Here is a 13917-nt window from a genome sequence, read left to right as displayed (position 1 = left end):
CGCGTTCGGGCGCGTCCCCGGACGGACGCGGCGATGGATCTCTTCGCGCAGCCCGGCCGCAAGGGACCAGCGTCGCCCAGATCGAGCGCGGAGCCGACCTGACCCCGGCGCCGGCGTCATCTACCACCATTTCCGCAGCAAGGCGGCGACCCTGTCGGCCGACATCGAAACGGCGCCCCGGCGCCTGACCGCCGCCACCCGCGACAACGGTCGTCGCCCGGACGCGCCGCATGCGCCGCGGCCGTCAGGACAGCCGAACGGCCGCACAGGGCACCGGTGAGAGTGCCCGTGCGGCCGTTGTGCGTGAGCCGGGTCAGTCGCGGGTCAGCTTGCGGTGGGTCACGCGGTGGGGGCGGGCGGCGTCCGCGCCGAGGCGTTCGATCTTGTTCTTCTCGTAGTCGGCGAAGTTGCCCTCGAACCAGAACCAGTTCGAGCCCTCTTCCCACGCGAGGATGTGCGTGGCGATGCGGTCCAGGAACCAGCGGTCGTGCGAGGTGATCACGGCGCAGCCGGGGAATTCGAGGAGCGCGTTCTCCAGGCTGGACAGGGTCTCGGTGTCCAGGTCGTTGGTGGGCTCGTCCAGCAGGAGGACGTTGCCGCCCAGCTTGAGGGTCAGCGCCAGGTTGAGGCGGTTGCGCTCGCCGCCGGACAGGACGCCGGACGGCTTCTGCTGGTCGGGGCCCTTGAAACCGAACGCGGCGACGTAGGCGCGGGACGGCATCTCGACCTGGCCGACGTTGATGTGGTCGAGACCGTCCGAGACGACCTCCCACACGGTCTTCTTGGGGTGGATGCCGCCGCGGCCCTGGTCGACGTAGGACACCTTGACGGTCTCGCCGACCCGCAGTTCGCCCGCGTCCGGCTGCTCCTCACCGACGATCATCCGGAAGAGCGTGGTCTTGCCGACGCCGTTCGGGCCGATGACGCCGACGATGCCGTTCGGGGGGAGGTTGAACGACAGGTCGTCCATCAGGACGCGGTCGTCGAAGCCCTTCGTGAGCTTGTCGGCGACGATCACCGTGCTACCGAGGCGGGGACCCGGCGGGATCTGGATCTCCTCGAAGTCCAGCTTGCGGGTCTTCGCCGCCTCCGCGGCCATCTCCTCGTAGCGCTCCAGGCGGGCCTTGCTCTTGGTCTGCCGCGCCTTCGGGTTCGAGCGGACCCACTCCAGTTCGTCCTGGAGGCGCTTCTTGCGCTTGGCGTCCTTGTTGCCCTCGACCTTGAGACGCTCCGCCTTCTTCTCCAGGTAGACGGAGTAGTTGCCCTCGTACGGGTAGCAGCGGCCCCGGTCGAGCTCCAGGATCCACGTCGCGACGTTGTCGAGGAAGTACCGGTCGTGGGTGACGGCCAGCACGGTGCCCTCGTACTTGGCGAGGAACTGCTCCAGCCACTGGACGCTCTCCGCGTCCAGGTGGTTGGTGGGCTCGTCCAGCAGCAGGAGGTCGGGGGCTTCGAGCAGGAGCTTGCACAGCGCGACGCGCCGGCGCTCGCCACCCGACAGCTTCGTCACGTCGGCGTCGGGCGGGGGGCAGCGCAGCGCGTCCATCGCCTGCTCGAGCTGGCTGTCGAGGTCCCACGCGTTGCGGTGGTCGAGCTGCTCCTGAAGCTTGCCCATCTCCTCCATCAGCTCGTCGGAGTAGTCCGACGCCATCTTCTCGGCGATCTCGTTGAACCGGTCGACCATCGCCTTGGTCTCGGCGACGCCCTCCTGCACGTTCCCGAGGACGTCCTTCTCCTCGTTGAGCGGCGGCTCCTGCTGCAGCATGCCGACGGTGAAGCCCGGCATGAGGCGCGCGTCACCGTTGGACGGCTGCTCCAGACCGGCCATCATCCGCAGCAGCGTCGACTTACCGGTGCCGTTCGGCCCCAGGACGCCGATCTTCGCGCCCGGGAGGAAATGCAGGGTGACGTCGTCCAGGACGACCTTGTCGCCATGTGCCTTGCGCACACGCTGCATCGTGTAGATGTACTCGGCCATATCCTCAAGCCTAGAGGGTCCCGACCACCGCTTCGTCGCCCCGACGCCCGCCCGAGCCTGGACGCGCCCCACCACGGACCGGCCGACCCACCGCACACACCAGTTCGCCACACACACCAGCCCGGCGCCCGGTACACGCCAACCCAGCGCCCGACGCTCCCTGGATGTGCCGGACGCGTCGTCGGGCACCACCTCAGCGCACGGACCAACTCACCATCAACCCGGCGCACACACTGGCCCTGCACACACACCAACCCGGCGCACACATCGGCCCGGCACACGGACTGGGGCGGTGGTCGGTTCGGGGTGGTGGCCGGGGCCTGGGGCGGGGTGGCGGGTCAGGTGCCGCCGGACGTCCTTGGGCCCTCCAGTGCCGGGAGGCAGACTCGGTCGCGGCCGGACGACTTGGCGCGGTACAGGGCCAGGTCGGCCGCGGCCAGGAGCTCCAGGAGGTCTTGGCCGTGGGTGCGGAACAGGGCGACGCCGACGGAGACCGTGACCGTGACGGTGCCCTCCTCGGCGGGCACCGCGAGCCTGCGAACACGGCCGCGGAGGCGTTCGGCGACGCGGCACGCCTCCACGGTGTCGGCGCCCGGCAGGAGGACCACGAACTCCTCCCCGCCGAACCTGCCCACCACGTCGTAGTCGCGCAGCTGATGGCAGAGGGTGCTCGCAACCCCCACGAGGACCTGGTCGCCGATCAGGTGGCCGTGCGTGTCGTTGACGCGCTTGAAGTGGTCGAGGTCGATCAGGAGCAGGGCGACGGCGTCGTGGGTGCGCTGCGCTCTGGACAGCTCGGTGTCGGCTTCCCGCTGCCACGCCGCCGCGTTCAGCAGGCCCGTCTTGGCGTCCGTCCGCGCGGCGGCCTGCAACTGCTGGTGCATCAGGCTGCGCTGCAGCAGCATCACGGGGGGCAGCGCCAGGAGGAGCATGCCCAGCGACAGGGCGCTGGTGATCGCCACGAGCATGCCCACGCAGAGTTCCACGACGTCCAGCAGGAGGCTCTCGCGGGTCCACAGGACGTCCCGCCAGCGGCTCTCGGGGTTCGCCGCGTGCGCCGCGACCGCGACGATCGCCGCGTTCACCACCGTGAACAGCGCCGCGCATCCGGCGGCGGCCGGGATCCCCGGGTACGCGTCGACGACCCATTGCGGCGCCCCCTCCAGCGGCTCGGGCACCACCAGATGGAACAGCAGCGACGCGGAGGCGCCCGCGATCCCGAGTGCCGCGGCCACCACCGCCCGCCGGTAGACCAGGGTCCGGCGCACGCGGAACTGCAGCAGCGCCTGCACCGGCACCGGGATCAGCAGCGCGTACACCGGCGGCAGCAGCAGCGCGACCGGCAGCCACCAGGCCGACAGCAGGTCGCGCGCGACGCCCGCCGGCATACCGAGCCGCCGGGTCGCCTCGATGCACATCGCGCCGCACGCCAGCAGGGCCGCGAACGTCATCAGATCGTCGCCGCGGAACGGGGTGTTCAGCAGCCCCGCGACGGCGAGCCCCAGATGGAGGGCGACGACCACCGGCACGTAGACCACGAGCAAGGACGGACGCCCCAGCCGCGCCCGGCGCCCGGACCTGCCGACCAGCTCCCCACCACGGTCCTCGGCGGACGACTGCACTGCCGTCATCCTTCCCCCTTACACGCATCACGTTGTGTAACACGATAGTTGCAACGTGTGCGGAACGGGCGTGAAACAGGTACGTTCGGGAAGGCACATGCAGGTGACCGTTCCGGTCACCTGCATCGGAGCCCGCGGAATCGCGGTGCTCAGCACTTCCTGAGGGGGATATCACCATGCGCGGCATCTCCTGGATCTGACCGGGCCGCAAACCCCAACGGTGCGGGGGCGCCGACCAGCACCCGACCCGGCCATGCCCTCGCTCCCCTCCTCCGACGATCCCGTGCGGCCACCCGCCCTCCCCCGCGCCCCCACCGCGTCGTCTACCGGCGCCGTCGCAGCACCGCAGCACACGACGGAGACCCAGCACGACAAGGAAACCGCCCGCCCGCCGACCAGCCCCCCTCGCTCACCGTTGACCTCCGGCGTGAGAGCGTCTGTTCGCGGTCGAGGGGTGGTGGGCGGGGGTTGCTTCGCGTGGGAGGGGAGCGGATGGCTTGTGGTCAGGCGGCTTTGGGTTCTTCTTCCGTGGGGGGCGTCAGAGCCCACTGGTCGGCGGCTTCGCGGGCCAGTTGGCGGTCTTCTTCGGTCAGGGGGCCGCTGCGCTGGGCGGGGCGGAAGTCGATGGTGCCCCGGTTCAGGTCGGGGCCCACGGTGGTGGCCTCGACCTCGGCGGAGAAGCGCCACTGGTCGTCGCGTTCGTACTGGCGGATGCGGAGGCGGCCGGTGAGCAGGACGGGAGTGCCGCGCTGGAGTTCGGACGCGTTGACGTTCTCAGCGAGGTTGCGCCAGCAGTTGACGGTCACGTAGAGGGGGTCGTCGTCCTGCCACTGGCTGGTCTGGCGGTCGAAGCGGCGGGGCGTGCAGCCGACCCGCAGGGACAGGAAGGGGGTTCCGTTGGCGGTGACGGCGTAGCGGGGCTCCGCGGCTACCCAGCCGGTGATGGTCACGTGCGCCTCGTTCATGCGTGCCTCCGTTGCTCTCGGTTACGAGTCAACGGTGGCGCGGCGGCGGCACGCCCGGCGGGCTGTCGCGGAATTGTGGATAACTCAGCCCAGGGCCACGTCGACGTCCTGGCGGAAGCGGGCGTAGACGTCCAGGTCGTCCTCGATGGGCTCGATGACCTTCTCGAACGCGACGCGCTCGATGCCCTGCCGCATGTGGTGCTCCATCTTCTCGCCGTGTTTGGCGGACGACAGCGCGACCAGGTTGCGGCAGGCGGAGGCGGTGAGCCACCCCATGCCCAGGGTGCAGACGACCAGGACGGCCACGTAGGGGATGAGGCCCGCCTGGCCGATCAGGCCGCCCGGGTCGTCGCCGCCCGCGCCCAGCACGCCGTAGGCGACGAGGAAGCCGATCCACACGACGCTGAGAACGGCGACGAGGACGAGGAAGTACTGCCAGGTCTTGACCAGCCACCACCAGCGCGGCACCGCGTTGAAGGTGGGCAGGGCCTCCTTGAGGGACTCGCCGAGCGCCTCGGGGATCTCGGTGGCGTGGGAGCGGGCCGCCGTCCGGATGGAGCGTCCCCAGTGGGTCGGGAGTTCGGGGGTCAGGCCCTCGGTGACGCCCTGCAGCGCGTTGTCGACGTCGCCCTGCTGGGCGCCGATCGGTCCGGTGAAGGCGTTGCGGAGTTCCTCGCGCAGCTCGGTGAGGCGCATCCGGCGCAGCGGGTCGGAGCGCAGCCGGTTGACGATGGCGGTGACGGGCCAGCCGACGAAGTCGCAGGCGCGCAGCTCGTAGGCGCTCTCCATGGCCTCGGCGACGGCGGGCGCGCCGGCGGCGTCGGTCAGGGCCTGGATCAGCTCGGCGCGGTGGCCGTCGTCGACGGTGGTGGGCGGCTCGGCGTCGAAGCGGTAGGCGGTGAACCGCTCGGCGACGCGGTCGACGTCGGCGGACAGGCGCTCGGTGCGGGCGCGGCGGGCCGCGACGGTGTCGACGAGGACGTCGCGGAAGCCGTGCACGCCGTCCTCGGCGACGGCGGACGTGGTCACGATCCGCGGGTCGGCGAGGCCCTCGGCCTCCAGGAGGCGGCGCAGGTCGGCGACGCAGTCCTCGATCTCGTGGGGGGCGAGCCGGTCGACCTGGTTGAGGACGATGAGGGTGACGCCGGTGTGCCGGGCGAACGGGACGATGTAGTTGCGGTGCAGGGCGGCGTCGGCGTACTTCTGCGGGTCGACGACCCACACGAGCAGGTCGGCGATGGTGACGAACCGGTCGACCTCGGCGCGGTGGACGGCCTGGATGGAGTCGTGGTCGGGCAGGTCGATCAGGACGAGGCCCTGCATTCCGGCGTCGGCGCGCTCCAGGTCGAGGGCGCTGGCGCGGGCGTAGCGGTGCCGCTTGTCGACGTCGAGCCAGTCGAGCAGGGGCCCGGCGCCGTCCAGCCCCCAGACGCAGGAGTGGGCCTTGGACGTCATCGGGCGGCGCATCCCGGTGGGCGACAGTTCGAGCCCGCAGATGGCGTTGAACAGGGAGGACTTGCCGCTGCCGGTGCCGCCGGCGAGGGTGACGACGGTGTGGTCGCCCGACAGCCGCAGCCGCTGGCCGGCCCGGTCGAGCAGCGCCCCGGCGTCGTCCAGGACGGGCTGGTCGAGCCGTCCGAAGCCGGTCTGGACGAGGCGGTCGAGGGCGTTGAGCCGGTCGACCAGCGCGGGCGGGCCGGCGGGCGCGGCGGCGGGCGCGGGCTCGCCGAAGGCCGGGAACCCGCCGGTTCCCGTCGGCGAGTTGGCGGGGATGGCCGAGGTGGTCATCGGGCGACCTCGAGGTTGTAGGTGGCCTGGTAGAGCTGTACGGGGACGGTCTCGTCCGGGATGCCGGCCGAGTCGAGCACCTGCCCGAACCGGATGGCCTCCTCGTCGAACAGCATCCCGATGCGGCTGCGCAGGTCGGCGCGGGCCTTGGCGCCCATGCCGCGCAGCGACTCGGCGCCGAACAGCGCCTTCAGCAGCCGCTGCGGAACGGCGCTGGTGCCCCCCTCGACGGCGACGTCGGACGTGCCGTAGCCGAGCAGCCCGATCATCAGGACGAGGGAGACCGCCTCGGTGTCGAACGAGACCAGCTTCGCGACCGAGCGCTTGGTGACGCCCTCGGTGCGGATCAGCTCCTGGACGTGGTCCTGCCAGGAGCTGACGGCCCGGGTCACGCGGCGCGACAGCTCCGGGGAGACGTGCGCGAGGTCGGCGTCCGTGCCGGCGAGGACCTGGCGTCCGGCCGGGTGGGCGCGCCACCGCGCGATGACGTCCTCGGCGCCGTGCTCGGCGGACGCCATGATCAGCGATTCGAGCCCGCTGCGCAGCGCGGCCTTGAGCGCGCGGACGCGGGCGGGGCTGCGCCGGCCCGCGCGCCGGCCGGCGGCCCGGCCGCGCCGGGACCGCTGGACGTGCAGGGCCTTCAGCAGGTCGCCGGTGCCGGCGAAGTCCTGCCAGCGGGCGAGGACCTCGCCGCGCAGCAGCGAGCCGTTGCGGGTGGCCTCGTCCAGTTCGGCGAGGGCGGTGCCGTAGCCGGCCTCGACCTCGCGGGCCAGCTCGGTGCGCTGCTCGACCTGCGCCTCGACCTGCCGGGCGACCTCGGGGACGCGGGTGCGGAGGCTGTCCAGGACGGAGGCGAGGGTGTCGCTGATGACGATCTCGCGGTCCTCGGCGTCCTCGGCGACGCCGGTCAGCCATTCGCGGATGTACTCGACGGTCTCCTCGGGGAGCCGGCTGTTCTCGATGCGGGTCTCGGGGATGGTGAAGCGCTGCGCGTCGCCGACCTCGTGCTCGTCCAGCATCTCGCCGAAGTGCTCGACGACCTCCTCGCCGGCGCCGTCGGGGACGCGGGACAGGACGACGCCGATGGTGGCGCCGTTCTCCTTGGCGCGCTGGAGCATCTGCCACACCTGGGCGTCGGCGTACCGTGCGGCGGTGGTGACGCACAGCCAGAGGTCGGCGGCGGCCATCAGCTTGGTGGCGAACTCGTAGTGGTCTTCGAAGACGGAGTCGAAGTCGGGGCTGTCGAGGAGGGCGAGGCCGGGCGGGAGGACGTCGCTGCCGATGATGACCAGCTGGTCGCCGGCGATGGCGTCGGGCGCGGGGCCGCGGACCCGTCCCATGCCGGGCAGCATCGGCCCCTCCATGAACCACTCGGTGTGGTCGGGGTGGCAGACCAGGATGGGGCTGCTGGTGGTGGGGCGCAGCACGCCGGTGGCGCTCACCCGGGCCCCGACGAGCGTGTTGACCAGCGTGGACTTGCCGGCGCCCGTCGATCCGCCGAGCACCACGAGCAGGGGGGCGCCGGCGGCCTGGATGCGCGGGAGGACGTAGTCCTCCAGCTGGCCGCGCAGCTCGTCGCGGGCCTCGCGGGCCTCCTCGACGCCGGGGACGTCCAGCAGCAGGTCGAAGGCCCCGAGCTGCTCGCGCAGCGCGGTCAGCGCCCGGACCAGCTCGCCCTGCCGCACCGTGGCGCCGCTCGTCGCGCCGCCGGAGGAGCCGCCGGATGAGCCGCCGCGGGGGGCGCGCCGCCTGCCCGGCCTGGCCTTGCCGGACGAGGCACTCTTCTCGGGCGCGTCCTTCTCAGGCGTGCCCTTCTCAGGAGCGTCCTTCTCGGACACGTCGGGGGCGTCGGGGGTGTCCTTGTCAGGCACGGCGTCCCTCTCGGGCCTGGCCTTCTCGGGCATGGTGTCCTGGCCGGGCGCGGCGGAGTCATCGATCCCGCGCTCCCGGCCGGCGGCCTCGTCGTGGACCGCGCTTCGCTCTGCGGGGGGTGTCACGGATCCCGTCCCATGTCCGCTCGAATCATGTCGATCTCTCGTGCCACGTTGACCACGTCGCCGACGACCACGATCGCCGGGGGGCGGACCTCGCCGGCGGCCATCGCGCCGGCCACCGTGCCCAGCGTCGCCGTCAGCGCCCGCTGGCCGGGCAGAGTGCCGTCCTGTACCACGGCCACCGGCGTGTCGGACGACCGACCATAGCGCATGAGGGCCCCCGCGATGGGTTCCATCCGCTCCACCGCCATGAGCAGGACGATCGTGCCGTTCGCGCGGCCCAGCGCCGCCCAGTCGACGGTCGAGTCGGGGTGGCCCGGCGGGACGTGCGCGGAGACGACGTGGAACTCCTGCGAGACGCCGCGATGGGTGACCGGGATGCCCGCGGCGGACGGCACGGCGACCGCGCTGGTGATGCCGGGGACGACCGTGACCGGGACGCCGTGGCGGGCGCAGTACAGGGCCTCCTCGCCGCCGCGCCCGAAGACGAACGGGTCGCCGCCCTTGAGCCGGACGACGAAACGGCCCGCCTGCGCGTGCTCGACCAGGTAGGCGTTGATGCGGTCCTGGGTGACCGTCCGCCCGTAGGGGATCTTGGCGGCGTCGATCACCTCGACGTCGGCGGCCAGCTCGTCCAGCAGGCCACCGGGCGCGAGCCGGTCGGTGACGACGACGTCGGCCATGGCGAGCAGCTGCCGGCCGCGCACGGTGATCAGGCCGGGGTCGCCGGGCCCGCCGCCGACGAGCGCGACGCCGGCGGGCTTGCGCCGGGAGTGCCGGGATTCGAGGGCGCCGTCGCGGAGCCCCTCCACCACGGCGTCGCGAATGCCCGCGGCGCGGCGGGGGTCGCCGCCGAGCAGGACGCCGACGGTCGCGTCGCCCGCGTGCCCGCTGGCGGGCGTCCAGGCGGGGGACGACTCGGCGTCGTCGGCGCGGACGGACCAGATCCGCGCGGCGTCGGCCTCGGCGACCACGTCCCCGTTGACCGCGGCGTCGTCGGTGACGGCCTGGACGAGCCAGGCGCCCCGGCAGTCGCCGCGCTTGTAGGGCCGCTGGTGCCAGGTGATCCGGCCGCGGTCGGCGAGGCCCTCCAGCGTGGCCGTGACCGACGGCGAGACGAGGACCACCTCGGCTCCCGCGTCCAGCAGCGCGGGCACCCGGCGCTGGGCGACCCGGCCCCCGCCGACGACGAGGACGCGTCGCCCGCCGAGTCGCAGGCCTAGCAGGTACGGGGGCACGTGGGCGGTTCTCTCCGTGCGGATCGGTGGCGGACTGGACCTTGTGGACGTCGGTGACCGGCAGTGTCTTTGTGGAACAAAGGTACTCGGGATATGGAGTCCATGGAGAGGGGCTCCGGCCAGTCGATAGCCGAGCGGACTCAACCCGTGATCACGTTGTTACGGCCGTCCCGGGGCCGGTCCCGAGGCTGTCCGCTCCGGCTGCGCCGGGCTTCTCGCTAACGCCGGCCGAGTCGAACGTGGCGACCTCGTGCAGGACCCGCACCGCGCCCTGGACCAGCGGCAACGCCAGCAGCGCGCCGGTTCCCTCGCCGAGCCGGAGCTCCAGGTCGACGAGGGGGCGCAGGCCGAGGGCGGCGAGGGCGGCGGCGTGACCGGGCTCGGCCGAGCGGTGCCCGGCGACGCACCCGCCGAGGGCGTCCGGGCACAGCGCGGCGGCGGCCAGGGCGGCGGCGCCGGCGATGACTCCGTCGAGGACGACCGGGACGCGCAGCGCGGCGGCGCCGAGGACGAATCCGGCGATCGCGGCGTGCTCCAGCCCGCCGACCGCGGCGAGCACGTCCATCGGCTCCTTCTCCGCGCCCGCCGCGAGCCCGTGCCGGGCCAGGGCCGCGCGGACGACCTCGACCTTGCGCGCGTGGGTGGCGTCGTCGATGCCGGTGCCGCGGCCGGTGACCCGCTCCGGCGGCTGCCCGGTGAACGCGGCGATCAGCGCGGCGGACGCGGTGGTGTTGGCGATGCCCATGTCCCCGGTGATCAGGCACCGCGCGCCGTCCGCGACCAGCTCGCGCGCCACCTCGATGCCCGTCTCGACGGCGCGGCGGGCCTCGCCGGCGGTCATCGCGGGTCCGGCGGTCATGTCCGCGGTGCCGGGCGCGATCTTGCGGCGGAGCAGGCCGGGCGCGGCGTCCAGCTCGGCGGCGACGCCGATGTCGACCACGCTGACCCGGGCGCCGACCTGGGCGGCGAACGCGTTGACCACGGCGCCGCCGGCCAGGAAGTTGGCCACCATCTGCGCGGTGACCTCTTGCGGCCACGGGGTGACGCCCTGGGCGTGGACGCCGTGGTCGGCGGCGAACACCGCGACGGCGGCGGGCTCGGGCAGCGGCGGCGGGCACTGCCCGGCCAGCCCGGCGAGCCGGACCGACACCTCCTCCAGGACGCCGAGGGACCCGGGCGGCTTGGTGAGCCGGGCCTGGTGGTCGCGGGCGTCCCGCATGGCCGCGCCGTCCAGCGGGCGGATGGCGGCGATGGTCGCGTCGATCAGGTTCACGGCGTCCTTCCCGTTCCTCTCCATGGTCAGATACCGAGCTCGCGGAGCTCTTCCAGCAGCCGGTCGTTGGACGGACGGTCGCGCACGGCGATGCGCAGCCAGTCGGAGCCGAGCCCTGGGAACGTGTCGCCGCGCCTGACCGCGTAGCCGCGCTGCCTTAGCAGGGCCCTGATGCCGAGGGCGTCCGGCACGCACAGGCACAGGAAGGACGCCCGCGCTTCGGGCACGACGTAGAGGCCGCGTCCGCTCAGCTCCACGGCGAGCCGGTCGCGTTCGACGCCGAGTTCGACGGCCCATCCCTCGGCTTCCGCGACGGCCTCCGGGGCGGAGCAGGCTTCGACGGCGACGAGCGCGGGGGTGGACACCGCCCAGAGCGGCTGCGCTTCCGCGAGCCGTCCCACCAGGCGGGGGTCGGCCAGGATGTAGCCGGCGCGGAGCCCGGCGAGGCCCCACGTCTTGGTCAGGGACCGGATGACCACGATGCCCGCGGGCAGCCGGCTCGCGAGGGACTCCGGTTCGCCTGGGACGACGTCCATGAAGGCCTCGTCCACGACGACCGTCCGGCCGGGCCCGGCCAGGGCCGCGACGGCGTCGGCCGGATGCAGCACCGAGGTCGGATTGGTGGGGTTGCCGACCACGACGAGGTCGGCGTCCTCCGGGACGAGCGCGGGGTCGAGGGTGAAGTCCTTGCTGAGGATCACCCGCTCCACCTCGTGCCCGGCGGCCCGCAGCGCGGCCTCGGGCTCGGTGAACTGCGGGTGCACCACGACCGCCCGGCGCGGCGCGAGGACCCGCGCGAGCAGGACGAACGCCTCCGCGGCGCCGGCGGTCAGCAGCACCTCCCCAACGGACCGGCCGTGCCGCCGCGCGACCGCCCGGCGGGCCGGGCGCGGGTCGGGGTAGGCGGCGAGGTCGGCGACGGACGCCCGGATCCGCGCGGCGAGCCACTCCGGGGGCGTGCCCGTCCGGACGTTCACGGCGAAGTCGGCGAGCCCGCCGCCGACCTCGGCGTCCCCGTGGTGGCGCAGGTCGACGTTCATGGGCGGCCCGCCTCGGAGCGGCCCGCCTCGTACTGCTCGGCCTCGAAGTACAGGAGCGCGTTGACGGCCGCCGCCGCGACCGCGGACCCGCCCTTCTCCGAGACGTTGCTGAGCTGCGGGAGCCCGCTGGCGCGCAGCGCCTCCTTGGCCTCGCAGGCGCCGACGAACCCGACCGGCATGCCGACGACCAGCGCCGGGCTCACCCGGCGGTCGATGATCTCGAAGATCGCCTCGGGGGCGGAGCCGACGACCCAGACCGCGCCGGGCCCGACCTCGGAGTACGCCAGCCGGACGGCGGCGGCGGACCGGGTGATGCCGGCGGCGCGCGCCAGCCGGGCGGCGGCCGGGTCGGCGGCGTGGCAGACGGTGTCGCGGGCGGTGATCCCGGCCGCGACCATCCCCTCGTCGGTGACGATCGGCGCCCCGCCGCGCAGCGCGGCCCAGCCGTGCTTGAGGAAGTCCTCCCTGGTCACCAGGTCCACCGCGTACTCCAGGTCGGCGGTGGCGTGGATCACCCGCTCGGTGACGGCCCGCCACAGCGGCGGCATCGGCGACAGGTCGACGCGGGACCGCAGGATCTCGTACGACCGGACCTCGATCGGGTGGGGCTGACGGACGGTCAACTGGGCTCCTCAGTGCTCCGGATGCTTGCCTCCGGACGGGTTACCAGGGTTTCACGCCTTGCCGAGCGGTACGTCCGGACGGTGAGGTACGTCCGGATCGCCGGGCGGCGCGGGGATCGTCTCGACGGGGCGGTTCGTCCGGGACGGCCGCGGCACGGGGGGCCGGGCGTCCCGCTCCCCCCAGACGACGATCACCGGGTCTCCGGGCCGCTCCGGTGGGTTCAGCCGGGCCGCCTGGAGCTGGACGGCGTCGGGGGTGAAGCCCTGCTCATCCAGGATGTCCAGTATGGCCTGAGCGTCGGCGGGCGTCGCGACGGCGACGATGCGGGCCGGTTCGAGCGCGGCGCAGACCCGGACGGCCTCCGGCTCGCCCCGCCCGAGGAACACGGCGTCCGGCCTGGGCAGATGGCCCGCGGTGGACCGGACGTCCCCGGACGCCATCGCCACCTTGACCCCGTGCAGGCGCACGTTCTGCCTGATGCGCTCGCAGGCCGCGTAGTCGCGGTCGACGGCGACGACGGCGGCGCCGAAGCGCGCGCACTCGATGCCCACCGAGCCGTCGCCGGACTCCACGTCCCACACCATGTCGCCGATCCCGGGACCGAGCTTGGCCAGGACGAACGCCCGCACGTCCGGACGCGGGCCGGGCCCGTCGCCGAAGGCGTCCGCAGGCGGCGCCCATCCGCCCGAAGGCCGCACGGGCCCCGATATCCAGCTGGTTTCGCCCAGGGCGTGACGATTGTCGAGGACGAGCACCACAACAGGCTCGTTCCAGGGCCGAGTGGTCGCCTCCGCCGGACGGACGTAGACGACCCTCTCTTTGGGCCCGCCCAGGTCTTCGCAGACCACGAAGGAACGCGGGGTGACGGGGAACAGCGCGCGCGCCAGTTCCGCCGGACCGGCCCCGGGCCCGGTCAGCACGGCCACCTTCGCATGGGCGCGGCACGCGTTCACGGCCTGCCGCAGATGCCCGTCCCTGGCGGAGACGACGAGGGCGTCCTCCCAGGGCAGCCCCGCCTGAGCGAAAGCCCGCGCCACCAGCGGCGTAGCAGGGAACGCCTCTGGCGCGTGCCCCTGTTCGAGCAGTTCGCGCACGATGCCGAAGTAGCCCGGATCCCCGTTCACGACGAGCACGACGTCCTGCTCGGTGACATCGACCCCGTGCAGGGACTCTGCACAGTTCTCAGTGGCGACCTGGCGGACGCCTGGCGCCAACGGGAGGCCCTCCAGCAGCGCCGGCTCTCCCACGACCAGTGCGGCGCTTTCCAGGGCCGCGACGGCCGCCGCGGGGAGCGGCGAACCATCGCGGCCGACGACCGTCAGCATCGTCCTGCCCTGCCAATCGTCTAGCGAGCCATTCCGGCGAGCCGCCCGCCCGCCGGACCGGCCGGACCGC

The 13917-nt window shown here is 73.3% G+C and carries 10 protein-coding genes; all 10 read right to left on the bottom strand.

Going from position 1 to position 13917, the window contains the following annotated elements; all coding sequences use genetic code 11:
- Window positions 1-313: 313 nt before the first annotated feature.
- On the bottom strand, window positions 314-1978 hold the full coding sequence (ettA, locus tag SM611_RS27920) for an energy-dependent translational throttle protein EttA (protein ID WP_371953172.1): 1665 nt from the start codon (window positions 1976-1978) through the stop codon (window positions 314-316).
- 338 nt (window positions 1979-2316) lie between these two features.
- On the bottom strand, window positions 2317-3609 hold the full coding sequence (locus SM611_RS27915; RefSeq protein ID WP_371953171.1) for a sensor domain-containing diguanylate cyclase: 1293 nt from the start codon (window positions 3607-3609) through the stop codon (window positions 2317-2319).
- A 494-nt stretch (window positions 3610-4103) separates the two neighbouring features.
- On the bottom strand, window positions 4104-4565 hold the full coding sequence (locus SM611_RS27910; protein ID WP_371953169.1) for a single-stranded DNA-binding protein: 462 nt from the start codon (window positions 4563-4565) through the stop codon (window positions 4104-4106).
- An 84-nt stretch (window positions 4566-4649) separates the two neighbouring features.
- A complete protein-coding gene (locus SM611_RS27905) occupies window positions 4650-6353 on the bottom strand; it encodes a GTPase family protein (protein ID WP_371953167.1) in 1704 nt (567 codons plus the stop codon).
- A complete protein-coding gene (locus SM611_RS27900) occupies window positions 6350-8350 on the bottom strand; it encodes a GTPase family protein (RefSeq protein ID WP_371953165.1) in 2001 nt (666 codons plus the stop codon). Before SM611_RS27900 ends, SM611_RS27905 begins: the two co-directional genes overlap by 4 nt.
- On the bottom strand, window positions 8347-9585 hold the full coding sequence (gene cobA / locus SM611_RS27895) for a uroporphyrinogen-III C-methyltransferase (RefSeq protein ID WP_371953163.1): 1239 nt from the start codon (window positions 9583-9585) through the stop codon (window positions 8347-8349). The genes SM611_RS27900 and cobA overlap by 4 nt, the downstream gene beginning before the upstream one ends.
- A gap of 151 nt (window positions 9586-9736) precedes the next feature.
- Window positions 9737-10882, bottom strand: coding sequence for a nicotinate-nucleotide--dimethylbenzimidazole phosphoribosyltransferase (gene cobT / locus SM611_RS27890; protein WP_371953162.1), 1146 nt, complete (start codon window positions 10880-10882; stop codon window positions 9737-9739).
- A gap of 2 nt (window positions 10883-10884) precedes the next feature.
- Window positions 10885-11898 carry an Rv2231c family histidinol phosphate aminotransferase CobC gene (gene cobC / locus SM611_RS27885; RefSeq protein ID WP_371953161.1) on the bottom strand — a complete coding sequence of 338 codons (1014 nt, stop codon included), beginning with the start codon at window positions 11896-11898 and terminating at the stop codon, window positions 10885-10887.
- Complete coding sequence (locus SM611_RS27880) at window positions 11895-12521, bottom strand: precorrin-8X methylmutase (protein ID WP_371953160.1); 627 nt, start codon at window positions 12519-12521, stop codon at window positions 11895-11897. Before SM611_RS27880 ends, cobC begins: the two co-directional genes overlap by 4 nt.
- 51 nt (window positions 12522-12572) lie before the next feature.
- Window positions 12573-13847, bottom strand: a complete 1275-nt coding sequence (locus SM611_RS27875; protein WP_371953158.1) for a bifunctional cobalt-precorrin-7 (C(5))-methyltransferase/cobalt-precorrin-6B (C(15))-methyltransferase — start codon at window positions 13845-13847, stop codon at window positions 12573-12575.
- Between the last annotated feature and the right edge of the window lie 70 nt (window positions 13848-13917).

This window comes from Actinomadura monticuli (assembly GCF_041463655.1).
In the GTDB taxonomy this organism is placed as follows: domain Bacteria; phylum Actinomycetota; class Actinomycetes; order Streptosporangiales; family Streptosporangiaceae; genus Spirillospora; species Spirillospora monticuli.
This window is presented reverse-complemented; position numbering and strand designations above follow the sequence as displayed.

Coding starts and splice junctions, on each gene's coding strand:
- cobC (WP_371953161.1), bottom strand. CDS start 11,898: ATGAACGTCGACCTGCGCCACCACGGGGACGCCGAGGTCGGCGGCGGG.
- SM611_RS27910 (WP_371953169.1), bottom strand. CDS start 4,565: ATGAACGAGGCGCACGTGACCATCACCGGCTGGGTAGCCGCGGAGCCC.
- ettA (WP_371953172.1), bottom strand. CDS start 1,978: ATGGCCGAGTACATCTACACGATGCAGCGTGTGCGCAAGGCACATGGC.
- SM611_RS27905 (WP_371953167.1), bottom strand. CDS start 6,353: ATGACCACCTCGGCCATCCCCGCCAACTCGCCGACGGGAACCGGCGGG.
- cobT (WP_371953162.1), bottom strand. CDS start 10,882: ATGGAGAGGAACGGGAAGGACGCCGTGAACCTGATCGACGCGACCATC.
- SM611_RS27915 (WP_371953171.1), bottom strand. CDS start 3,609: ATGACGGCAGTGCAGTCGTCCGCCGAGGACCGTGGTGGGGAGCTGGTC.
- SM611_RS27875 (WP_371953158.1), bottom strand. CDS start 13,847: ATGCTGACGGTCGTCGGCCGCGATGGTTCGCCGCTCCCCGCGGCGGCC.